The organism is Alteribacter keqinensis (assembly GCF_003710255.1).
Lineage (GTDB): Bacteria > Bacillota > Bacilli > Bacillales > Salisediminibacteriaceae > Alteribacter > Alteribacter keqinensis.
This window is the reverse complement of sequence record NZ_RHIB01000004.1, coordinates 105,747-129,010: the sequence shown is the minus strand read 5'-3', so window position 1 is coordinate 129,010 and position 23,264 is coordinate 105,747. Positions and strand designations below refer to the sequence as shown.

Here is a 23,264-nt window from a genome sequence, read left to right as displayed (position 1 = left end):
GCTTAAATAAACGTTTAATTAAACTGCAGAAAAGATCGATTGGAAGGAATATTTATCCTATCTTATCATATGTGTTAGAATATGGAAGTCTTAATCTCCAAAAAAACTGCACCTCATTTCAAGGTGCAGTTCCTTTTATATTTTCTTTACAAACTCAGACTTCAGCTTCATGGCTCCGAAGCCGTCAATCTTGCAGTCAATATCGTGATCCCCGTTAACAAGACGGATATTTTTCACTTTCGTGCCTTGCTTCACAGCAGAAGAGCTGCCTTTAATTTTCAGATCTTTAATCACGGTGACAGTATCCCCGTCATTCAGGATGTGACCATTCACGTCCCGAATCACATTCTCTTCTTCAGAAGCCGCCTGCTTTCTTGCTGTCCATTCATGAGAGGACAAACGAGAAGGTTCCCATCTTCATAAATATATTCAGACCCGCATTCAGGGCAGTTCGGTTATTGTGTTCATTCCTCCAGTTATGTAATGAGGTATAGAAAACCCCCTCCGGAAATCATATCCGGAAGGGCTGTGCAACGAACTCAATAATAGTTACGTAAGTCCTTTTGGCTTTTCAGCCTCTCTTCTTTTTGCAGGAATTCGCGGAAAACAGACACTCTGTCTGTGCTGCGTGCTCGTAGCATTTTTATAAATTTCTTCTTGTCTGTTTTTGAAAAGTATACACTCGCTTTTATCCTTTTTCGAATATGCGCCAGTTTTTTTACCTGACCGATTCTTTTTTGATAAAACGCTTCTATGAAAAGAGCAATACTGAATGCACCAATGATGGACTGTATCAGCTGAAACAGCTGCCTATCCCCGATAGCCAGTGGATCAAATATCAGATAGTACAGGCAAAGGAGCGTATTGCAAAAGAGCAGCGTTGCGATAACACCGAAAATAAAAGCATTCATGTAAAAGGACCGGGATGCTTTTCTCATATACCGGATCTCGTGATGAACATGTAACTCTCTATAACTCATAATCAATCATTCCCCTCAGAATGAGAATAGGAGACAATACAACCTTTCAATTCATGAGTGAATACTACTTTAAAAGCGTCATGAAGTCAATGTGATGTTATTTCCTAAGTCCCTGCCAAAAAAACCCCCGTCTGAGGTATAAACTCAAACGAGGGTGGGTCAGCTATAGCTTTGGTACTCTGCGAAAATATCAGACTGCCTTACTTCTCTTCTTCCCTTAGTGCCTCCAGTACTTGATGAGCCAGTTCCGTCAGCGTCATTTTTGCCTCTTCTTCAATGAATTTTTTATCATCATTTAAGTGCTTCAAGAACTTCTCCACAAACATCCCAGCTTGTTTATGTCTATCCCCATCGTAATGATAGCCGGCTTGTCTGAGCGTGTTGCTGAGCTTGTTCGTCAGCGGTCTTTGAACTTGACCTGCATCAATGTATACGTTCAGCTTCTCATCAAATTCTGTCAACAGCTCGGCAACAGAAGCAGAAGGTACTGTTTCATCTTCTTCCTTCTCCTCAGGTTCACCGGCAAGGAATTCCCTTATGCCTTGAACTTCTACTCTTACATTATCAATAACCACGGTATGTTCGTGAGAAATTTGTTCATTTAATACGTTTCCGACAAGGAATTGTATTCCGACGTTATCGTCTGCGCCCATTTCAAATTCAAATGTGAACGTCTCAGTAGAACCCGAGAGTTGAACAACCTCTTCAAAGTGCCTGTAGTAGCCCCCGGCCGGACCATTGTCGAGGACAACTTCAATGGAACGGTCAGTCGTTGACCGGGCATCAAATTCAACCACATACGTTTGACCTTTGAACAAGTTCAACCCTGCCTGGTACAGCTGAATGTCCCAAGGGTTTGATCCGGTGTTTGCGATTGTTATTTTCGCTTCTTCTTCTCCATTAAACGTTGCGCTTGAACCGCCATCATATTCTCCCTGAAGGTGGGTGCCCCACTCTTCCAGGCCATGAGAGAAGTCGCCGTTTTTCAAAGGAAAATACTTTTCTCTCTCGCCTTTAACCTCAAAGCGGACATTTTTAACGACCACATCATGAGGACCGCTCTCAAATGCCCCAAGAAGATACTTAAGACCAACAACCTCATCTTCACCCATCACAAATTCAAACGCATAGGTATTCATTTCTTCTGTTAAAGAAATGTCCTTCGATAAAAAGCGGTGGTAATTTGCATTTTCCACGATAACTTCAATGTCTCGATCAATCGTAGATTTAGCATCAAATTCAACAATGTACGTTTTTCCGGCCTTCACAGAAAGATCATTCTGGAAGAACATAATGTCCCATGGGTTATCACCGGTATTTTCTACAGAGAATCTTGCTTCCCCTTTTTCCACCTTAAAGGATCCGGCTGAAGAAGAATCACCGTAGTCCCCTTGAATATGGGTGCCCCAGTATGAAGAACCATTGGTAAAGTCCCCATTCTTTAACGGGAACGCTTCTTCAAGTGATACGTTATCACCACCGGACAGCCGGAACAGTTCAATATCGTCCAATACAACATTACTGCTGTTTCCGCCAGCGTAAAAAACAAGCTGTCCCGCTGTATCCGTTACATCAGGCATGGTAAACGTGAATCCATGTTCTCCCTGGCCTTCTGGTAAAGCCAGTGTTTCCTCGTGGTAAACGCCTGTCCCGTCTTCGTTCAATAAAGCAACTTTAATGTCTCTTCCTTCAGTTGCTCTTCCGTTGAAAGTCAGTTCGTATTCAGCACCCGCGAGTAAGTTTATTCCGTATTGTGTTAAAGATACGGACTCAGGGACATTCCCGCCATCTGTTATATCAATCTCCAGCTCTCTGGCAATCGGATCCACAGAAGCGGAGGCATCAGCACCTTCACTTTCCAAATTCCAGAATGTCATTCTGTCCATCCTGCCCTGATCAAAGGTACCGTTGTACACATGGTTTCCGTTTCTTAACGGCTGTTTTGGAGCATTTTCATTATACGGATCTTGTGCTTCCACTTCTTCCAGTACGACATTTCCAACCCATACACTGTTTGTGTTTAAACCCATGTTGTATTCCAGACGGGCCATTGCGTCACTATCATGCTGCATCTGGAATGTCATTTCATACGTCTCAACATCCGTCGTTAAATTAAAGTCACGGCTTGGTGAATAGGCCGTATAGCCTCTTTCAGGACCACCGCCAATTTTCACATTCATCGACCGGTCAGCGGCCGCTTTTGCATCAAAGCTTAACTTGTACCATCTTCCCTTGCCTAACGTTACGTTTTGAATCAATTGAACGGAATAAGGCTGATTTCCGCCATTTGTAATGTCTACTTTGGCATAACGGTCACCATCTAATTCATCAACCGACACAGAAGCATCACCATTAAACTCATTTAAATGAACCAGGTTCCAGTAATCATAAGTCCATTTATTTTGAAGATCATCATTGGTTTTAATATCTGTGAACCCTTTTTCATAGTCCGTATCGTACACATAATTTCCGTCAATTGCTTCTTTTGCGTTTTCCGGAAGCTCTTCCGCTTCAAATACCGGCTCCACAGGCTCCATGTAGTCTCTGCCCGTCAGTTCATAAGCCTTTACATAATCAATGACAACCTCACCCGGAAAGTCGGTCGTGTGATCCGGATCTCCACCATACCATCCGCCAACAGCGAGGTTTAAAATAAGATAGAATTCCTGATCGAAAGGAGCTGGGTACGAAAATTTAGCTGGGTTTCCTGCACCGGTTGTGCTCCAGTTATTTAACGTCTGGTACAATTCACCGTTCACATACCAGCGAATTTCTCCCGGTTCCCATTCCACACTGTACACATTAAAGTCCGTAATATCGGTTCCATCTGGAAAATAGTAATCTTTTGCTGTATACGTATTGTTCGGCCATTCAGCTCCATAGTGAATCGCGCCACCGATATGATCAGGTCTTCCCCCTGCCGCTTCCATAATGTCAATCTCACCCGAAGCCGCCCAGCCGCCGTATACATCGTCTTCAGGCATCATCCAGAATGCCGGCCAGTATCCCTGACCTTCAGGAAGCGCCATCTTTGCTTCAAATTTCCCGTACTTCTGGCTGAACTTCCCCTGAGAATGAACCTTGCCGGAAGTATACTCATAGGTTCCTGTTTCATCAGTAACCGTTTCTTCCCGGCCTTCCAAAATGAGCTTTCCGTCCTCTACTTTTACGTTATCCTCCTGGTAGGATTGAAGCTCCTCATTCCCCCAGCCGGGAACCCAACTCCCGTTGGCATCATAAAACCCGTTTCCTGTATCAATCGTCCATTTATCCGGATCAAGTTCGTCCCCTTCAAACTGATCTTCCCACGTTAACATCCAATCATCATCTTCTGTCTCCCCCGAATGATTGCTGCCTTCTGCGTTTTGCGTAAATAAAACCGGTACAACCAGTAAAAAAATCATGAACAACCCTATACTTCTTCTCACCATATGTGTTTTCCCACCTCTTCATTTTTATTGTTAACTCTTTTCTAACCCTTTCTGCTCTATTGCCTCCTTATTTATTTTTTGAGAAACATCTTCCTCCCGAAAGCGCTTTCGAAAACACCTATACAAGATGATGAAGAATTCCAGAAGACTCCCTTCACCTCTGGATTTAAATGCAATCGTTACGAAAGCGCTTTCGTTTCTTGCATTACTAATGGATGGAGAAGATGTTTTTAAGAGAAGTTGTTTTTAAATTGAAAAACATCCTTCTTCAGTTCTTAAAACAAGTCAATACGGGGAGCGAAAGCGCTTTCGTATGAGGGAATAAAAAAAGAGTTACCGGTGTTTTAAAAACTTAAAAACTGCTGTCTACTCGTAATGAATTGTATCCTGCAGGCTTTAAAATGTCAATATTGGATTCCGAAAAATCTGATTATTGTGCGAAAGACTGCTTTTTCACAGCTTCAAGGTTGAAGCTCTGAGCCGTTTTTACTATACTCACTATCGTAGCTTCATCAGCAGAAAAATACTTAATCAGGAAGGTGATTCATCATGAAAAAGTATTTACTTACATGTTTGCCAGCCGCATTCCTGTTAACAGCTTTAGCTGGATGCGGAGCCAACGGAGAAGCAGAAGAACCGGACGAAATGGAACAGTATGAGAATGAGGGAGAGTTTGAAGCCGAAAGAACAGACAACGAAGTGAAAGTAATTGCCCACCGTGGTGCCAGCGGCCACGCACCGGAACAAACCATGCCCGCTCTTAATAAAGCCGTGAAAATGGAGTCAGACTGGCTGGAACTGGACATCCAGATGACAGCTGACGGTGAACTTGTTGCTTTCCACGATGATGAGGTTGACCGCACGACAGACAAAGAAGGCGAAGTGGGTGACTACACCCTTGAAGAGCTGAAAGAACTCGACGCCGGTTCTTGGTTTAACGAAGAATATCCAGAGAAGGCAGATGAGTCCTACGAAGGTGCCGAAATTCTTACACTTGAAGAAATCTTCGATGAGTTCGGCAGTGATGTCAACTACTACCTTGAAACCAAGTCTACCTACCTGAATAAAGACATGGAAGAGCCCCTCGTAGAGATGATTGAGGAATATGGCTTTGACGAAAAAGACAATGTCATTATTCAGTCCTTCCACCAGGACAGCCTTAAAGAAGTACATGAGCTTAACGAGTCGATTCCACTGGTTCAGCTTCTCTGGTGGGAAGTTGATGAAGAAACCGGGGAAAAAGAGGAATGGCTTGATATCACCCCTGCACCAAGTGAAATGAAAGATGAAGACTTTGAAGAGATTTCCCAGTATGCAGTAGGTATTGGCCCTCACCTGGAATACTACGATGGTACGGAGGTCATTGATGAAGACTTTGTCCAGCGTGCCCGGGAACATGATTTTATGGTTCACGTGTACACGCTTAACGAAAAGGAAGACATGGAACGCCTCATGGACTGGGGGGTAACCGGAATTTTTACCGACTTCCCGGATCGTCTTCACAACGTCCTCGATGAACGTTCATAATGAAAAACAAGCCCGGAGGCATCTTTTGCTTCCGGGCTTAGTCTGTTTATGTCCCGCTCCCTGACCTCTAACACAGACAAAAGAATTTAAGCACTCAGCTTTCTTTCTTACTCTATTCGCAAGCAGACCACTATAGTTCTCTGGCACCCCCTCCTTTTTGAAAGTCAGGGCTTGACCAGATCATATTAGGAGCGTATACTCCCAAATAAGAATTATTACGATTTGTGAGAGGAGTATTTTTATGAAACGAACACATCTTTATGCTTCAACGTTTGCAGCTGCTTTACTGCTGGCAGCCTGTCAGAGTGAAAACACCGAAGAATCTAACGCCAACCAGGGGGATGAAGCTCAAGAGAACACAGGAAATGAATCTGCAGAGGATAATGACGCGGAAGAAAACGAGGAGCACCAGGAAGATAATGACCACGATCCCAGCAGTGATGATCATGACCATGAACATGAACACAGCCATGATGAAGAATCACAGGCGATTTATGATGGTTATTTTGAAGATGAGCAAATTGAAGACCGGGATCTATCTGACTGGGAAGGGGAATGGCAATCTGTTTACCCCTACTTCATAAACGGGGAACTGGATGAAGTCATGGAGCAAAAAGCATCTGAAAGCGACTCAATGACAGCAGAGGAATATACCGAATACTATGAAACCGGCTATGAAACAGACGTGGATAACATCACCATTGAAGACGGTACGTTTACATTTAGCAGTGATGAAGGGGAATGGAGCGGAGAGTACGTATACGACGGCTATGAGGTCCTCACTTACGAAGCCGGCAACCGTGGTGTACGTTTCATTTTCAAACAGGAAGAAGGCGATGAAGAGATGCCTGCTTACATTCAGTTTAGCGACCACAATATCTTCCCCACAAAATCGGACCACTTCCACCTCTATTGGGGAGATGACCGAGAAAGATTGCTAGATGAAGTAACTAACTGGCCGACTTACTACCCTGCCCATATGGACGGAAATGACATTAAACAAGAAATGATGGCCCATTAAAGAGCGGCTGCCGGACAAGCCGTTAATAAGTGAAAACAGGGGGCTTCATGCCCCCTGTTCATCTCACTGCGAAGAATGACTTCGTTTACAAAGAACCAAATCATTTTAGTTTACACGTACCTATGACTCTCTATGAAATGTAATACTAGACAATAAAATAATATTAATTACACCACTAAAAAAAGAGGAAACCTTGTCTGGTTTCCCCTTTATTCTTAGTTGCCAAATTTTTTTGTAACGCATCAAAAATCATTCTCAGATTCTACCAGTCTATTCAACCGTTACACTTTTCGCAAGGTTACGCGGCTTATCTACGTCACAGCCGCGGTGCAGGGCAGCATAGTAAGAGATAATCTGAAGTGGAAGCACACTTACAAGCGGCGTCAGATATTCGTGAACGTGCGGAATAACAAGCGTATCTTCTTCCTCTTCCATTCCTTCCATGCTGATAACACATGGATATGCTCCACGGGCAACAACTTCTTTTATGTTTCCGCGGATGCTTAAGTTCACGTGCTCCTGAGTAGCAAGGCCGATAACCGGTGTACCTTCTTCAATCAGGGCAATCGTGCCGTGCTTAAGCTCTCCTCCGGCAAAACCTTCTGCCTGAATGTAGGAGATTTCTTTAAGCTTCAAGGCACCTTCAAGGCAGACATGGTAGTCCATGGCACGGCCGATGAAGAAACAGTTGCGGGTAACGCTCATGTAGTCACGTGCGATCTGCTCGAGTTCTTCTTTACGGTCTGCCAGTGTTTCCATTGCATTTGCCACGATGGCAAGCTCCTGGAGCGGATCGAAGTCCATTTGAATACCGGCAGCGCGGGCTGTATCCACCGCAAGAATGGCAAGAACCGCCATCTGGGCTGTATAAGCTTTTGTAGAAGCAACGGCAATTTCAGGACCTGCGTACGTATGAAGCGTGTAATCTGCTTCACGGGATAGCGTTGAACCCGGTACGTTCGTAATCGTCAGGGATTTATGGCCAAGCTTTTTAATTTCCACAAGTACGCCGCGGCTGTCGGCCGTTTCGCCACTTTGTGAAATGAAAATAAAGAGTGGTTTTTCGCTAAGCAATGGCATGTTATATAGAAACTCACTGGCAATATGCGTTTCAACAGGCTTGTTAGCGATTTTTTCGATCAGTTGTTTCCCGACTAATCCTGCATGATAGCTTGTTCCTGCCGCAATAATATACACACGGTCGGAATCAAGGACAGCTTGGCGGATATTTTCGTCAAGTTTGATCGTGTCGTTTTCGTTTTTGTATTTGGTGATGATATTACGGATAACAAAAGGCTGTTCATCGATCTCTTTAAGCATGTAGTGCGGATACGTTCCTTTTTCGATGTCGCTTGAATCAAGCTCTGCCGTGTAGGAATCACGAGCGACGTTTTCACCCTCAAGTGTTTTCACCTGAACATTGTCACGGGTAACAACGACAATTTCTTCGTCCATAAGTTCAATAAACTCATTGGTTACTTGAAGCATTGCCATTGCATCACTTGCAACCACGTTTACTCCGTCAGCAATACCGACAAGGAGAGGGCTCTTATTTTTACCTACATAAATCGTATCCGGGTCCTGGTTGTCTAAAAGGGCTGTCGCATAAGAACCTTTTAAGAGGCTGAGTGTCATACGGAACGCCTCTTCTGTTGTTTTTCCTTCATTCGCGAAGCGCTCGATAAGCTGTACGATGATTTCCGTGTCCGTATCACTTTCAAGCTCAACGTGTTGAAGGTGTTCTTTACGAAGCTGTGAGTAATTTTCGATTACACCGTTGTGTACGATCGTAAAACGCTCATTTGTGCTCTGATGAGGGTGAGCATTCACCTGGCTCGGTGCACCGTGGGTAGCCCAGCGTGTATGGCCGATACCGACTGTACCTTTTTTAGTCTCATCTACAGCACTACGAAGGTTGGCAATACGTCCTTTTTCTTTAAAGACGCTTACTCCCTGATCGCTTGCAACTGCAATACCTGCAGAGTCATATCCGCGGTACTCAAGCTTTTCCAGTCCTCTTAGTAAAATCTCTTTTGCATCTTCTGTTCCGATATATCCAACAATTCCACACATAAAAACTTTTCCTCCCTCAGCAGGGCAGGAAAATGCGCAGGGCACTCCCGCCCCACTCTCTATTCTGGTTTTATATTTTTGGGTCATCAAAATCGCAGCTTTTGTTCAAAGAGTCGCCTCTTTGTTTTGGGCTTTGATTTTCGGTTGTGATGATCGCAACCGGGAGGCATCCGCCGAAATGCTCGATAAACCTCCTCCTCGTCAACTGCCGTTGCTTTGTCCGTTCACAAGGGCAGTTCAGGCGCTTTTAAACTAACAGTTCAGTAACTTCGATCCACCTTTCCATTTTTGAATACCCGCTCATCATACTACATTCTGTAAAATACGGTCAATACTTTTGTATGAAGGCGCTACTGTTGACGTTTCCCCTGGCTGTTCGTAATTAAACGTTCCTTTGTTTTCCACCTCCTTTATGCAGGCGGGGATTTCCCTTTAATCAAGAATATGCCTGGATAGCACCCTCTGTGCCACCCAGGCAGTCCCGTATTAGTCGAGAGATCCGAGTTCCCGTTTGACAACATCAACAATTTTTTGAACATACGTATCGCAAAGTTCCACTGTTGGTGCTTCTGCCATAACCCGGACAAGGGGCTCAGTTCCTGACGGACGCACGAGGATGCGGCCCTCACCGTTCATTTCCCCTTCAACAGCCTGAATCTCTTCAGTAATAACCTCATTATCGTGAAGAGCATGCTTGTCAGCTACACGTACATTAACAAGCTTCTGCGGGTACTTCTTCATTTCAGATGCCAGCTGGGATAGCGGCTTGTCCGTCGCTTTCATGATGTTGACAAGCTGGATTGCCGATAAAAGACCATCGCCTGTAGTGGAGTAATCAAGGAAAATGATGTGGCCGCTCTGCTCACCACCGAGGTTGTAGCCTCCCTTACGCATCTCTTCCATCACATAACGGTCACCGACTGCTGTCTGTTGTGTATTAACACCGATTTTCTCCAGGCCTTTGTAGAAGCCAAGGTTACTCATAACAGTGGAAACAACGGTATCTTCTTTCAGAAAGCCTTTTTCTTTCATGTATTTGGCACAGATAAACATAATCTGGTCGCCATCTACGATATCGCCGTTTTCATCAACAGCAATCAGACGGTCTGCGTCTCCGTCAAAAGCAAGGCCGATGTCAGCCCCCTTTTCCTTCACAAGGGATACAAGGGCTTCCGGATGCGTCGATCCTACGGCTTCGTTAATGTTAACGCCGTTCGGAGAGGCACCGATTGTTGAGATCTGCTCTGCTTCAAGGTCCGCAAAGAGGTGCGTAGCCAGTGAAGACGCTGCACCGTGGGCACAGTCAAGAGCAATATGTAAGCCGGTAAAGTCCTGATGAATCGTTTGTTTAAGAAACTGCAGATACTTCTGTCCGCCCTCAAAATAATCATTAACCTGACCAAGATCCCCGCCAGTAGGACGAGGCAGTCCGTCTTCCATTCCCTCTTCCTGATTTAAAAGAGCTTCAATCTCTTCTTCCTGGCTGTCTACAAGCTTAAATCCGTCCGGTCCGAAAAACTTGATACCGTTATCAGCTACCGGATTGTGGGATGCTGAAATCATAACCCCTGCCTGAGCACTCAATGCCTTTGTAAGATAAGCTACACCAGGTGTGGAAATAACACCGATACGCATAACTTCAGCACCGATGGAAAGGAGTCCTGCTACAAGTGCCCCTTCCAGCATGTGCCCGGAAATACGTGTGTCACGGCCGATTAACACTTTTGGCTTTCCTTCACATTCCTTCGTGAGAACATATCCGCCGAAGCGGCCCAGTTTAAATGCCAATTCAGGTGTGAGTTCAGTGTTTGCTACCCCTCTGACCCCGTCAGTTCCAAAATACTTACCCATATCAATCTCTCCTTATCGATTAAATCCAATGTGGCGTTCTGTGAATGGAAGAGGTTGTATCTTCTTCCTCAGTTTCTTCAGCTTCTTCCTCGTCCTCTGGTTGTTCTTCTATTTCTTCTTCCATTTCTTCTTCCATTTCTTCTTCCGTTTCTGCTTCGCTGCTTTCTTCTTCGTCCTCCGGCTCGGTTACCTCATCTTCAGGTTCGGTACTTTCCTCTACGGATGAGCTTTGGATTTCTTCCTCTTCTTCATCATACACGATTACCTGAACTTCGTTGAGACTTTGATTAAAACGAAGATTCCGGGGGCCGTTCAGGACAAGGGGGACTTCGTGCTCTCCTTCATCAAGGCCCTCCAGATCAATAAACGCATCGATATCATCCCGGCCAAGGTTTCTGAGGATACTCGGTGCACCGAGAACCTGCAAATCAAAATACGTATTTTCAGGTGCCACAAGCTCTACCTCTTTGCCCTCTTCCAGACCGATGATTTCAAACGGAAAGTTACCGAACGTCCGGGTTTCCTCTTCTTCTATCTGCACATCTACGGTGATGGTCTCAGGCTCTACTCTCTCCACTCCTTCAGGAACTGGCACATCCAGTTCAATGGAGGTGTCTTCTGTAATGTCACTGAGGTCAATGGAAAGGTCGTCAATTGAACTAATGCCATTCAATACTGACGACGGTCCAAAAAGCGTGACCGTTTCAGGTGATGCTTCAATGGATGCTACAGCACTTCCGTTGGGGAGCGTGCCCTCCCCCCCGATGTTGACCGGTACTTCTTTTCGAGGAGTACTGTTAATGGGTATTTCCACATCTACTTCGGAAGGGTTTGTTTCCAGCTGAACCTCATTCCCGTAAGCGTCAAAGAGAACGACATCGGCACTTTCTGATACTGTATCTGTTTCTCCTCCGATGTCCACAAACGTTCGTGCATAGGCAATCTGGTTAATAAGGCTCTCGGCTGCCGTTACTTCTACACTGGACGGGTCGACTGAAGGCTCGCCTATTGTGTAGTCGGCCCCTATTTCCTCTTCGTTGAGCAACTCAATTTCCACTGGGAAAGAAGCTGTTTGCTTTTCTTCCAGCGTCACACTGACAGTCATTGGCATAACAGAGATATTCAAGTCATTTGAGAATCCACGGTGTTGCACTCTTTCATAATGCTCTCCCGGTTCTTTTCCCCTCAAGTCAATAAACACCTCATACTGAGGACTTCTGAATTGCAGAATCGTCAGAAGATTTTGAGGCCCCCGCACATTTACTTCCACAGTCTCCGGTGCGTCGCTCACAACATAATCCTCATCGTTGTAGTAAACCTGAAGTTCCACTTCTTCCAGAACGCGGTGTCCGTCGGTAATTCCCGGTATACCGCCGGGCTGCTGATTGACGTTATCAATACTCACCATTAAATAGAGCATCACGGCAATCACAATGGAGATACCGCGAATAAACCATTTGTTATTAAACCACTTATCCATTTTTCCTGCCTCCCCACTGCCAGCGTGATGTAGTGGAGCCGGATTGTTCGGACATCATTTCTTTTACAAGCAGCTCTCTGAGAGACTCTTCGTCTAAATTACGGTGAAGCTCCCCGTTCTTCGTTAACGAAATACCTCCTGTTTCCTCTGATACAGCAAGGGTGATCGCATCTGTCACTTCACTGACTCCAAGAGCAGCCCGGTGGCGTGTACCCAGCTCTTTTGAAATAAATGGATTTTCTGATAATGGCAGATAGCAGGCTGCAGCCGTAATTTCATTTCCTTTAATAATCACAGCTCCGTCATGGAGAGGTGTATTTGGAATAAAGACGTTGATTAACAGCTCTGAAGAAAGTCTTGCTTCCATCGGAATCCCTGTCTCCACATAATCATTCATACCTGTTTCCCGTTCCAGTGAAATGAGTGCACCTATACGGCGTTTCCCCATATAATTCGCTGCTTTTACGACATGATTGATCGTCGTCTTCAATTCTTCTTCTTCAGCTGACGAACTTTTCGCAAAGAATTTCCCCCGGCCAAGCTGCTCCAGGGCACGTCTTAGTTCAGGCTGGAAGATAATAATAATCGCAAGAAGACCGTATGTAACAGCGGTTCCCATAATCCACTGCAGTGTCTGAAGCCCTAAGAAGCTTGAGATGAACCACACCGCAAGAATAACGACGATCCCTTTTACAAGTTGTACGGCCCTCGTTCCGCGAATCACCATAATCAGCTTGTAAATAACAAAAGATACAAGTGCAATATCTAAAATAATTCCTAAAATACGAAGGATTTGAATATCTTCAAACATGGCTTTTCCTCCATGAAAAAATTCCTAAAGAAACGTTTTATAATGAAAAGGCTGGGATTAATCCGGAAAATACCGCAGTTAATCCTGTTTAGTATTGTTATAACTTACCTATTATATCACAAAACGTTTACTTTCGGTTTGATCCGTATACTGTTTTTAACCCGCTCTTCCCTATGTATTCCCCACCTTTAAGACGATACAACATACGATTTCGTTACATCCTGGTTACAAAAAGAGGTTGGCCCAAAAGGTGGTTTCTACCTTTTGGGCCAACCTCGAAGCAACGAGCGGAGCCGCTGCCGTCTTTAAAGAGCCCGGAAGGAGTGGGTTTACTCCTGCCGGGCGAGCATCGTGCCTGTCTACTGTTACCTTTTGAGAATTTTCTTCTTATTCATGATTCTCCGCGGGGGCCTGACTGTCAAAAATCCTGACAACTTCGCTGAAGAATGATTTAGTCTCATACCAAAGCCAGCTCATAATCTGATTGATCTCGTTTGTTTCTCCTGCAATGTATCCGGCCGAAGCGAGGTACTGTTCGCCGTTAATCACCGTGACATTCCCCAGCACTTCACCTTCTATCTCCACGTCACCGTTGCGTATCAGAAGGTCTCCTTCTATCGTTTCACCTGCCGGAACAATGACCACACTGCGCTCTTCATCAATATGGAAGTTTCCCTGTCCCTGTACGGTAATCTGGGAGCCTCCCCCGGACCATAAAGAGGAGACGCTTGTGACAAACAACAGCATGAACACAGCTGCCGCAAGGACAAACGGGTGCTTTCGCAGCCACGTTTTATATTTCCTGCTTTTCTTTTGTTCAGGAAGCTTTTTCATCACATTCGCAGTGAAATCCCCTGGCGCTTCAATATGAGACGAGCTCTGGACAATGGCGATGGTCTTCCGCAGTTCACGCAGGTGCTTGTCACAGTCCCCGCATTTCATAAGATGCTGCTCGAGCTGTTTCTTCTCCAGGAGCGTCATTTCTTCATCGAGATATTTATGAAGGTCTTCAATTTTGGTTTTTTCACAAGCCATGAAAAGCACCCCTTTCTTACGAGTTGCGAAGTCGTTTGCGCAACGCCTCTCTCCCTCGGTGAATACGTGTTTTGACTGTCGCTACCGGGAGATTGAGGATTTCGCTTATTTCCTTTAAGGAAAGATCCTCTAAGTATTTTAAAATGATTGCAGAACGGTATTTTGGAGGAAGCGCTGTAATCTCACTCTGTATCCATCCCTGCATTTCATACTGCACGACCTTATCTTCAGGAAGTTCTTCATCTGCGGCAATCTGGGAGTAATAGTTGAAATCCTCTGTCCCTCCCACAGGATCATCCAGATGAAAATCCGGCTTCTTTTTACGTATTCGGTCAATGGACAGATTGGTTGCAATCCGAAACAGCCAGGTTGAAAATTTCCGGTTCATATCAAAGCTGTCTATGTTCGTATAGGCTCTTAAAAAGGCCTCCTGGGAAATGTCCTGAGCTTCATGCACATTTCCGAGCATGCGGTATGAAATTTGGTACACTTTATCTTTGTACAGATCGACGAGTTCAGCAAACGCCTGCTGATCCCCTTTTTTTACTTCCATAATAATTTTTTTGACCACCGCGTCCATCGTATAACCTCCGCTTCATGGCGGTTACCTTAATTACGTCATAGGGTATAGAAAGGTTTCACCTGATTTCCAATTTACATTTTATCACCCAAATACAGAAAAATCATACAGTTTCCAAAAAAGATTATGTTTAGAATAGAATGACTTAGGGTATCCTACATACATCTAAGTCTATTTAAATGGGAGGGCGTACATTTGGAGCTTGAACAGAAGGACTTGTTGGAAGAGATTGAATGGGCACGGGAGAAGATGTACACCCTGTCATCACAACTAAACCGCACCTCTCACGAAGTCGTAGAAATTAGTTCCTACTTAGATCAGCTGCTTAACAAATACCAATCCACGTACTACAAAATAGAAAACTAGGAATAACCCATATTATCACCACCCGTCGCACCGAGCGGCGGGTTTTTCTTTTGTATGGCGTGCATTATGTATGGTACCCGCTTATCCTGCGAGTTGTGTCCACACGGACAAACCGCTGCCTGCAGTGAGGGAATCGGGGTCAGCTCCGCCCGGGCAGACCTGTCGGCACCACAGGGGAAAGTAGCGGAAATCAACACCAGTATAATAGGGCCTTAAAATAAAAAAATCCGGCTTGCTGTAAGCCAGAGTTTGTTTGAGTATATTGGTGGAGCCTAGCGGGATCGAACCGCTGACCTCCTGCGTGCAAAGCAGGCGCTCTCCCAGCTGAGCTAAGGCCCCATTTAAATTTGCATTTACTTAAAAAGTAATGGCAGGGCTAGCAGGATTCGAACCTGCGCATGACGGAATCAAAATCCGTTGCCTTACCGCTTGGCTATAGCCCTACGCTTAAAATATGTAGTGGTGCTGGCCAGAGGACTTGAACCCCCAACCTACTGATTACAAGTCAGTTGCTCTACCAATTGAGCTAGGCCAGCAAAATGATAGAAAATGGTGACCCGTACGGGATTCGAACCCGTGTTACCGCCGTGAAAGGGCGGTGTCTTAACCACTTGACCAACGGGCCTCCTGGAGCTTCCTAGCGGGCTTGAACCGCTGACCTCATCCTTACCATGGATGCGCTCTACCAACTGAGCTAAGGAAGCATGGCTCCACAGGTAGGACTCGAACCTACGACCGATCGGTTAACAGCCGATTGCTCTACCACTGAGCTACTGTGGAACGGTAATGAATTGCCAAGAGGCGGCGAATCTCTTCGTCTGCTGTGCTCATTCCCTCGGTCACGTACTTCGGTACGCTCCCTCAGTCATTCACTTGCTTCCTCGACCTTCTTGCCTCTTGGCAATTCAGATCTTTGGAACAGCGGCGAATCTGTCATGAACTGCTTGTCCGCTTTTTGGCTTCACCCCAGAAGGGTTATGCCCAGCGACGTCCTACTCTCACAGGGGGAGAGCCCCCAACTACCATCGGCGCTGAAGAGCTTAACTTCCGTGTTCGGCATGGGAACGGGTGTGACCTCTTCGCTATCGTCACTGGACATGATTGAGACATTTGATATCATACTATAGATTCTCTTGTTTGTGCAAGAGTTTTTATAGATTTTTTTATCAAAAATCAAATATCAGGAGGTGTCTCAAAAGGGTAAAATAGATTGGCAATGGGCTGCGCACGCTGCTCACCGGCAGTAAAACCTACTTCTGCCGCCCTCTTTTAAAGAGGGCAGCGGCTCCGCTCATTGCTTCGAGCTTGAAGGCCCGTATGTATTTGTGTGGTTAATTCTATTCTGTTTTCCGGTGCTGCTCAGCTTTTTTGGAAGTCTGGCGGTTCCTCATATACTTCATATATTCTTTCGGATTTACAAAGCGTTTATACATCCGAAAAATAATCTGGTACCGTTCTTCCATCGCCCGCTTTACGATTCCGTCAATGCGTGAATCCGTCAGGTCGAGCAAAAGTTCTTCAAGCTCCCGTTTTAATAAATACTCCATTTCCTGTGTTTCTTTGGCATTAAGCATTAATCCAAACATAGGTCACCTCTGTCTTCAACATTTGCAATCGATTGTGTCTGATCTAAGGTGGAAGTTTACTGTAGCTGGAAGCGTTTTACCCGCCTCTCCATGATTATTTTCAACTTGTCTCCTTTTTATTCATAAATGCCCGTCCGAAGAATACATATAGGATAACAATGGACAAGGAGGACTCCGGATGAACTTTTTTTGGATTTGGAACGCAAAGCGGATCAAACGCTATTCTGTTATCATCCTTGCTGCTCTTTTCACGGCCGGTATTTTGTATGTAGAGCGCACTCAAATTCCTGTTTTTTCAACCGGCGAAAAGCCAGTGGCAATCTATAAGGTGGAAACGGAGGATAAAGATATTGCCCTCACATTTAACATCAGCTGGGGCGAGGAACGTGCAATTCCCATTCTGGACACCCTAAAAGAAAATAGCGTGTCCAACGCTACCTTCTTTATTTCAGCGGCCTGGGCAGAACGGCACCCTGAAGTCGTTGAACGGATTCTTGAAGACGGCCACGAGATCGGCAGCCACGGTTTCCGTCACGATCATTACACACAATGGGAAGACGAAAACATCAAAAAAGATATCTTAACAGCACACGAAATCATAAAAAAAGTCAGCGATACGACACCGCAGTTTTTACGTCCGCCAAACGGCAACTTCGACGACCGCGTTCTTACTATTGCTGATAAACTCGACTATGACGTTATCCACTGGAGTATTGACTCCCACGACTGGCTGAATCCAGGTGTAGATCAAATTGTAGAAAACGTCGTCGGAAAAGCAGCGCCGGGGGACATTGTTCTCATGCACGCATCCGATTCAGCAAAACAAACAGCTGAAGCCCTCCCGGAGATTATTGACCAGTTATCCAACGGCGGATTCAACTTCGTCTCATTATCAGAACTCATGACCGGCTCCGAAACCACAACACAGGAAGTCGACTAACGGGGTCTGTCCCCCGAACAATTGTGTAAGTTCATGGGAAAAGAGGGTTGTTCGTACAACACCCTTCCGCGCCTCGAAACAGGCGAACCCGGGAGCATAAGAAAAAGCTCAGCCATTCGGCTAAGCTTTTTTTGCTCCTGGTTTATTCGGCTGTTCGTGAAGCCTGTGAAGGACAAGGATCTGCCATGTGTTGGCTACGAGAAGCGGTACAATGGCCGTCCACAGGAATGTCGGTTCATTTTCCCTTAAGGCCGGGATCCACTCGATGGTGGTTACAACAACCATAAAGAAAAGCGTCGGAATAAATGCCGTGAAGTTTGTGTCCTTCGATTTAATATAGGCCACTATAAGACTGTATCCGAGAAGAAAAAGCGGCAGGATCATATACCCCGCAAAGGTTTCTCCTTCTGTTGCAAAAAGCAGATGTCTGAAGAACACCAAGTCAAACAGGGTAAAGGCAATAAGGACGACCTGCACTCTGTTCCAAAGCTGCTGCGATTTGAAAATACCAAGCCCGAAACGGTGAATGGTCAAGTATGCAAAGAAGCCCATCTGAGAGATGATCGTCCAGATTCCCGCCCCGATAAAGAGCATAAATACTCCGCCGAACTGTCCGTTGGCAAGGTCCTGCATGTGTGTATTAAAATCCAGAAACAGTCCCATCAAGAGACCTGAAGTTGTCCCGATTAAAAACGTGCTGTAAAATAAAAAAACCACTTTTCGTGTATTCACTGTTCTGCCCCCGATATTGTATAGATACCACCCATCATTGTATCAGATTTCACTCGCCACATTCCACTTTTTTTCACTTCCTGAAGACACCATTCCTGCCAACGTGATGCATCTCACACCGGACCGCATAAACCGCCTCCCTTTAACGCATATTAGGAAAAAAGACAGTAAAAGGGGCTGACACACATGGATCGTGTCTTGAAAAAAGCGGCCTTATCTTTCTTCATAACGTGTCTACTTGTCACTTCAGGCTGTGCAGCAATGGAAGACCAAAGCAGTCAGCCCGACTACGAAGACACGAAAAAAATGATGGTCGATATGCTCAAAACAGATGAAGGAAAGCAGGCAATTCAGGAAGTTCTTCAGGATGAAAAAGTGCGTTCATCCGTTGTCATGGACCAGGTCTTCGTGAAAGACACCATCGAGAACACCCTCACAACCACACAGGGGAAAGGGTTCTGGGAAGAAATGATGAAGGATGCGGAATTTAAAAAATCCCTGGCCGAAAGCATGCAGCAGAAAAATGAGGATGTTCTGAAAGGGCTCATGAAAGACCCTGAGTATCAGCAGATGTTCGTGGACGTGATGCACGACCCTGAAATGGAAGAACACTACCTCGAACTGATGCAGAGCAAAGAATACCGCCAGCAGGTTATGAATATTATGGCCGAAGCGTTCGAAAGTCCTTATTTCGTTGCACGACTGAATCAGATTCTCGGGGACGTAGCCAAAGAACAGATGGAAAAACAGGACGAAGAAAATAAAAAGCAAGAAGAACAGCAAGATGACAGCGCTCAAGAGGAAGAAGATCAGATGGGGCAAACATCCGGCCAGGGCGGTGGAGGTTAATAAACGAGCAGCGGGAGAAGAAGTAAGCGGTAATGCTCCCCAGGATGAGAAAGTACAAATGGGTGAAACAGCCGGTCAAGGGAATGAACGTGAAAAGCAGCAGAAAACCGCTGCTTTTTTAATTTCAGTACTATTTTTCTTCTTCTTTTACATCTGCCTCACCGGTAACTTCAACACGAACTGTTTCTTTTTTCACAGGAGTCTTTACTGTCTTCATCTCTTCAACCTGCCGTTTTGATACCTCCACTTCCGCTACTGTCACTGGATGTTTTGTTATGTCCACTTCTTCCTCTTTAACCGGTATCCGAAGTTCTTCTTCGTCTCCTGCTTCAATTACCATTTCCTCACGTCTAATTGGTATTTTAAACGTCTTCTCTTCCTCCACTACCTCTTTACGAATGGTTACATCACCTGATTTCACCCGTTTTTTCTTTATCTCCAGTTGTTCTTCTTTAAGTTTAATCATCTGATCAGATGATTCTTTTTTGTTTTCACTGACACTCTTTCTTCTCTCTCTTACCACATAAGCCAGGAGGAGCCCAATCAGTCCACCTGCTGCCGCACCTGTAAAAAAATACCCTGCAATCCAGCCAATCAGCCCGCCTGTCAATACTCCCGTCATGATAAAACGTCCCATACATTTCTCCCTTCAAAACAATATTTTTTCTATTTTGCCCATCACAGGGATGAGTATGAAAAAAGGTGTCCAAGGGACCGTCGCTAACGGCCCGCATGGACACCCTTATTTCTGCAGCGCTTCTTGTTATTCTGTATCGTTTACAACGTCTGCCGTACCATGTGTTTCTACATCCGCTACTTCCTTGTGAAGAACGTCATGGACTTGCTCTGTTTCTTCAACAGAACGTTTATGAGCAGTAACTTCCCCAGTCACCACAGTATGCTTTTCAACATCTACTTCTTCTGCTGTAACTGGAATGTGAACAGTTTCTTCTTCTGAGATCGGCTCATCCGTTGGCTCGTGGTCTACAGCTTTTCTTTCAATGATAACTTGGTCGTGAGAAACAGGAACATTGACCGTTTGTTCCTCTTCCACGATATCTTTATGGATTTCCACATCTCCTGTTTCATCCCTGTGTTTGTGGATATCCAATTCTTCTTGACGAAGATCGATATGTGCGTCGTCTCTTGCGAATTCTGTATCCCGGTTTTCCTCATTCACAGCCTTGCGCTCACCACGTTTTTCGTTATCCTTTTCATTAAACAAATTGAAAAAGCCCATGATACGACCCCCTTTTGAATTTAAGTGGACGTTGCCCACTTCTATATTTTTGCCATGGGGGCTGATACCATTCGTTAAAATAAAGGTTCTGCTGGCTTAAAGTAGGTAAAAAAAGCCCGCAGCCTTATTGCCTGCGAGCTCTGATCTATTTCCCAATTTTTTTAATAACCGAATCAGCCAGGTTGGAATAAATCTTCCCGATTTGATGGTCTTCATCATAAACAGACGGTGCAAAGTTCTCTTCATCAATTTCCGGCTGGCCTAATGGAATCTTGACAAGTACCTCACTGCGAAGCTCCTCCGCGAGTTTTTCTCCGCCGCCTGTTCCAAACACGTACTCTTTTTCCCCGGTGAGCTTGCTTTCAAAGTAAGCCATGTTTTCTACAATTCCCAAGATCTCATGCTCGGTTTTAATCGCCATCGCACCGGCCCGTGCAGCCACAAACGCCGCTGTTGCGTGAGGTGTCGTTACGATAATCTCCTTACACTGGGGAATCATGGAGTGAATATCAAGGGCCACATCCCCTGTTCCCGGGGGAAGGTCCAGCACAAGATAATCAAGATCGTCCCACTCGACTTCGTTAAAGAAGTTATTCAGCATTTTACCAAGCATCGGTCCGCGCCAGATGATCGGGGAGTTATCCTCCACGAAGAAGCCCATGGAAATAACCTGCACATCAAAACGGTTTACAGGGTAAATGCGCTGTCCCACTACTTTCGGACGCTCTTCAATTCCCATCATGTCAGGAACACTGAAACCGTAGATATCCGCATCAATGATGCCGACCTTTTTCCCTTTGCGGGCAAGTGACGTAGCGAGGTTTACACTCACTGTCGACTTCCCGACGCCACCTTTACCACTCGTTACAGCAATAAACGTCGTCTTCCCGTTTTTCGCACGGTCAAGAATCGTTTCTCCGGCTTCTTTCTCTTCCCCGCCGCCATGCTTAGCCAGTACTTCGTCACTCAGCTTTTCAAAACGAAGCCCGACAGAATCAGCGCCGGCACCTTTCACTGCGCTCACGACGGCCTGCTGGAGCTGCATCTGCTCCGCTGTTCCCGGTTGTGCGATCGCCAATTTCAAACTCACTAAATTATCTTTAATTTTCACTTCTTTTACTGACTGAAGTTCGATTAGACTTTTTCCTAAGTGCGGCTCCTGCACATCTTTGAGTGCATCAAGCACTTGTTGTTCCGTAAGCATTGTAACACCGCCCTCTATGTATTCGATTACATGTCCTAGTATAACACAGAACCCCGATTCTTCTCGCCCGCAAGGCACACAGAATTTCACAGCAAAAAGAGCAGGTCACTGACCTGCCCCCGGTATCGGCTCTTCATACGAATAACGAAGAATCCCCTCATATATTGACGCTGCCACACTCTGCTGATAGTCCTTCGTTTTTAACAGCTCCGCCTCTGTCGGGTTGGATAAAAAACCAACCTCCACAAGAGCACCGGGAATCTCCGCCTGCTGCATTAAATAAACACTGTTAATCGGCCTCGCATCCCGGCTTGTATTCTCAAGGTTTCTGATAATCTCTGCCTGAATCTGCTTGGCCAGTACATCGCTTTTTTCCACAGCCCGGTTATAAAAGGTCTGTGCGCCCCTCCACTTCGGTGTCGGAATTGCATTTAAGTGGAGACTTATAAAAAGATCGGCATCCGACCCGTTAATAAGCTCAACCCTCCGCTTCAGATCCTCCACTTTCCGGGAACGGATCCGCTTTGTCCCGTCCGCCGCCAGATCATGATCACCTTCCCGCGTCATTAACACGAGAGCACCGGACTCCTGTAAATAATCCCGCAAAATAAACGTAATTTGAAGAGCAATATCTTTTTCCAGATCCCCCGCTCGGGAGGACGCTCCCCCGTCAATCCCGCCATGCCCCGGATCCAGGACAATCACTTTACCCGATAAAGGCAGACCGAGCCCCGTCGAGTCCTCACTCGTAAATGGGTACTGCACAATTAAAAGAATAACGATAAGTCCAAATATACTCAGGCTCCATTTCCACCGCTTCCGCACCCGGCTCCCCCCTTGTCTCACCATAACTATATGGGACAAGAAAGGAATTCAGAACTTCAAATCAATGGAGCTTCATTTTATAGCGCCGCACACCCTCATTAAATCCCTTTTCCCACCACCGGTGCACAAATGCCTCACTCATCTGTTTATAACGCTCCTCGTCCGCCTCAGAGCCTCCCAGCCACGCAAAGAACTGCCCCGCTGACTGCTCCGAGTAAATATCGATCTCATCCATGCAGCGGGCTTTCACCGTCTCTGCTGTTTCACCAAAATAACCGAACCGCCCGTACTCCGAACCAAGCAGGAAGGCGTCAATTCCAATATCCACGCAAAAATCCTCAAGATACATATTACTCACCCGGTCCATATAAATCGTCGTCATAAAATGCTGATGCACATCTTTTCTCAGGTCACTGATGGATAAACTGCGGAGTACCCGCCGCTCGTAATTCCACTGCTTTTTTCGCCGTTTTTCACTAAAGGATGTAATTAAGTTCATGGTCTCCGCCTCTTTTTTAGTTCTATTTTTTGCTGCGGACACCAGTTCACACCCGAGAAATCATCCCAGCGGACCCATGGGAAAAATGCGAAGAATCACCAGACAAAAAACAGCGGAGCTTCCATTGTTAGAAGCTCCGCTCCCACGCGTTCACTTAATAAGCCATCCCCGGCATCACGATCGACACCTTAAGATTCGCATTGTGTTCCCGGACCGCATCCATGAACTTCTGAT

Annotated in this window: 20 protein-coding genes, 6 tRNA genes, 1 rRNA gene and 1 pseudogene; 5 read left to right on the top strand and 23 right to left on the bottom strand. The window is 45.6% G+C overall.

Features of this window, described 5'->3' with window-relative positions; translation table 11 throughout:
• Window positions 1–135 precede the first annotated feature (135 nt).
• The 3 genes and pseudogenes from EBO34_RS19235 to EBO34_RS19225 all read right to left on the bottom strand — a co-directional run.
• Window positions 136–455: pseudogene (locus EBO34_RS19235) on the bottom strand (zinc ribbon domain-containing protein YjdM); the annotation flags it as partial.
• Between the two features lie 84 nt (window positions 456–539).
• Window positions 540–980 (bottom strand): DUF5392 family protein, encoded by a 441-nt coding sequence (locus EBO34_RS19230; protein ID WP_122901674.1) that lies wholly within the window; start codon window positions 978–980, stop codon window positions 540–542.
• Window positions 981–1,180: 200 nt separating this feature from the next.
• Window positions 1,181–4,411 carry a carbohydrate binding domain-containing protein gene (locus tag EBO34_RS19225; RefSeq protein WP_249414156.1) on the bottom strand — a complete coding sequence of 1,077 codons (3,231 nt, stop codon included), beginning with the start codon at window positions 4,409–4,411 and terminating at the stop codon, window positions 1,181–1,183.
• A gap of 549 nt (window positions 4,412–4,960) precedes the next feature.
• Here EBO34_RS19225 and EBO34_RS19220 point away from each other — a divergent pair.
• Together EBO34_RS19220 and EBO34_RS19215 are read left to right on the top strand one after the other, a co-directional pair.
• On the top strand, window positions 4,961–5,938 hold the full coding sequence (locus EBO34_RS19220; RefSeq protein ID WP_122901672.1) for a glycerophosphodiester phosphodiesterase: 978 nt from the start codon (window positions 4,961–4,963) through the stop codon (window positions 5,936–5,938).
• Between the two features lie 241 nt (window positions 5,939–6,179).
• Window positions 6,180–6,959: a metal-binding protein ZinT gene (locus tag EBO34_RS19215; protein WP_122901670.1), complete on the top strand. Its 780-nt coding sequence runs from the start codon at window positions 6,180–6,182 to the stop codon at window positions 6,957–6,959.
• Window positions 6,960–7,229: 270 nt separating this feature from the next.
• On the opposite strand, the gene glmS is transcribed toward EBO34_RS19215, so the two are convergent.
• The 6 genes from glmS to sigW all read right to left on the bottom strand — a co-directional run bounded on the left by glmS (window position 7,230) and on the right by sigW (window position 14,789).
• Entirely contained in the window at window positions 7,230–9,032 is a 1,803-nt protein-coding gene (glmS, locus tag EBO34_RS19210; RefSeq protein ID WP_122901668.1) for a glutamine--fructose-6-phosphate transaminase (isomerizing), read from the bottom strand.
• A gap of 486 nt (window positions 9,033–9,518) precedes the next feature.
• Window positions 9,519–10,883 (bottom strand): phosphoglucosamine mutase, encoded by a 1,365-nt coding sequence (gene glmM / locus EBO34_RS19205; protein ID WP_122901666.1) that lies wholly within the window; start codon window positions 10,881–10,883, stop codon window positions 9,519–9,521.
• A 19-nt stretch (window positions 10,884–10,902) separates the two neighbouring features.
• Window positions 10,903–12,363 carry a CdaR family protein gene (locus EBO34_RS19200; RefSeq protein WP_122901665.1) on the bottom strand — a complete coding sequence of 487 codons (1,461 nt, stop codon included), beginning with the start codon at window positions 12,361–12,363 and terminating at the stop codon, window positions 10,903–10,905.
• Entirely contained in the window at window positions 12,356–13,174 is an 819-nt protein-coding gene (gene cdaA / locus EBO34_RS19195; protein ID WP_122901662.1) for a diadenylate cyclase CdaA, read from the bottom strand. Before cdaA ends, EBO34_RS19200 begins: the two co-directional genes overlap by 8 nt.
• A gap of 387 nt (window positions 13,175–13,561) precedes the next feature.
• Window positions 13,562–14,209: an anti-sigma factor family protein gene (locus EBO34_RS19190; RefSeq protein WP_122901660.1), complete on the bottom strand. Its 648-nt coding sequence runs from the start codon at window positions 14,207–14,209 to the stop codon at window positions 13,562–13,564.
• A 16-nt stretch (window positions 14,210–14,225) separates the two neighbouring features.
• A complete protein-coding gene (gene sigW, locus EBO34_RS19185) occupies window positions 14,226–14,789 on the bottom strand; it encodes an RNA polymerase sigma factor SigW (protein ID WP_122901658.1) in 564 nt (187 codons plus the stop codon).
• Between the two features lie 195 nt (window positions 14,790–14,984).
• On the opposite strand from sigW, the gene EBO34_RS19180 reads away from it, so the two are divergent.
• The gene (locus EBO34_RS19180) at window positions 14,985–15,155 is read left to right on the top strand and encodes an aspartyl-phosphate phosphatase Spo0E family protein (protein WP_122901656.1); all 171 of its coding nucleotides are present in this window, start codon (window positions 14,985–14,987) and stop codon (window positions 15,153–15,155) included.
• Window positions 15,156–15,418: 263 nt separating this feature from the next.
• Here EBO34_RS19180 and EBO34_RS19175 read toward each other — a convergent pair.
• From EBO34_RS19175 to EBO34_RS19140, 8 genes are all read right to left on the bottom strand, one after another.
• Window positions 15,419–15,494, bottom strand: a tRNA-Ala gene (locus EBO34_RS19175).
• Between the two features lie 29 nt (window positions 15,495–15,523).
• A tRNA-Gln gene (locus tag EBO34_RS19170) sits at window positions 15,524–15,598 on the bottom strand.
• A 17-nt stretch (window positions 15,599–15,615) separates the two neighbouring features.
• Window positions 15,616–15,691: transfer RNA gene (locus EBO34_RS19165), tRNA-Thr, on the bottom strand.
• 14 nt (window positions 15,692–15,705) lie between these two features.
• A tRNA-Glu gene (locus EBO34_RS19160) sits at window positions 15,706–15,780 on the bottom strand.
• A gap of 3 nt (window positions 15,781–15,783) precedes the next feature.
• Window positions 15,784–15,859, bottom strand: a tRNA-Thr gene (locus EBO34_RS19155).
• Window position 15,860: 1 nt separating this feature from the next.
• Window positions 15,861–15,935 (bottom strand) — tRNA-Asn (locus EBO34_RS19150).
• 199 nt (window positions 15,936–16,134) lie between these two features.
• Window positions 16,135–16,251 (bottom strand): 5S ribosomal RNA (rrf, locus tag EBO34_RS19145).
• A 241-nt stretch (window positions 16,252–16,492) separates the two neighbouring features.
• Complete coding sequence (locus tag EBO34_RS19140; RefSeq protein WP_122901654.1) at window positions 16,493–16,741, bottom strand: hypothetical protein; 249 nt, start codon at window positions 16,739–16,741, stop codon at window positions 16,493–16,495.
• A 178-nt stretch (window positions 16,742–16,919) separates the two neighbouring features.
• On the opposite strand from EBO34_RS19140, the gene pdaB reads away from it, so the two are divergent.
• On the top strand, window positions 16,920–17,681 hold the full coding sequence (gene pdaB, locus EBO34_RS19135) for a polysaccharide deacetylase family sporulation protein PdaB (RefSeq protein ID WP_122901652.1): 762 nt from the start codon (window positions 16,920–16,922) through the stop codon (window positions 17,679–17,681).
• 120 nt (window positions 17,682–17,801) lie between these two features.
• On the opposite strand, the gene EBO34_RS19130 is transcribed toward pdaB, so the two are convergent.
• Window positions 17,802–18,413, bottom strand: coding sequence for a KinB-signaling pathway activation protein (locus EBO34_RS19130; RefSeq protein ID WP_122901650.1), 612 nt, complete (start codon window positions 18,411–18,413; stop codon window positions 17,802–17,804).
• 186 nt (window positions 18,414–18,599) lie between these two features.
• On the opposite strand from EBO34_RS19130, the gene gerD reads away from it, so the two are divergent.
• On the top strand, window positions 18,600–19,262 hold the full coding sequence (gerD, locus tag EBO34_RS19125) for a spore germination lipoprotein GerD (RefSeq protein WP_122901648.1): 663 nt from the start codon (window positions 18,600–18,602) through the stop codon (window positions 19,260–19,262).
• A 130-nt stretch (window positions 19,263–19,392) separates the two neighbouring features.
• Here gerD and EBO34_RS19120 read toward each other — a convergent pair whose 3' ends face one another.
• The 5 genes from EBO34_RS19120 to EBO34_RS19100 all read right to left on the bottom strand — a co-directional run bounded on the left by EBO34_RS19120 (window position 19,393) and on the right by EBO34_RS19100 (window position 23,030).
• Window positions 19,393–19,899, bottom strand: coding sequence for a YsnF/AvaK domain-containing protein (locus EBO34_RS19120; protein ID WP_122901646.1), 507 nt, complete (start codon window positions 19,897–19,899; stop codon window positions 19,393–19,395).
• A gap of 126 nt (window positions 19,900–20,025) precedes the next feature.
• Window positions 20,026–20,502 carry a YsnF/AvaK domain-containing protein gene (locus tag EBO34_RS19115; RefSeq protein WP_122901644.1) on the bottom strand — a complete coding sequence of 159 codons (477 nt, stop codon included), beginning with the start codon at window positions 20,500–20,502 and terminating at the stop codon, window positions 20,026–20,028.
• A gap of 145 nt (window positions 20,503–20,647) precedes the next feature.
• Window positions 20,648–21,706: a P-loop NTPase gene (locus EBO34_RS19110; protein ID WP_122901642.1), complete on the bottom strand. Its 1,059-nt coding sequence runs from the start codon at window positions 21,704–21,706 to the stop codon at window positions 20,648–20,650.
• 105 nt (window positions 21,707–21,811) lie between these two features.
• On the bottom strand, window positions 21,812–22,531 hold the full coding sequence (cwlD, locus tag EBO34_RS19105) for an N-acetylmuramoyl-L-alanine amidase CwlD (RefSeq protein ID WP_122901640.1): 720 nt from the start codon (window positions 22,529–22,531) through the stop codon (window positions 21,812–21,814).
• 61 nt (window positions 22,532–22,592) lie between these two features.
• Entirely contained in the window at window positions 22,593–23,030 is a 438-nt protein-coding gene (locus tag EBO34_RS19100; protein WP_122901638.1) for a DUF2521 family protein, read from the bottom strand.
• Window positions 23,031–23,264: the final 234 nt, after the last annotated feature.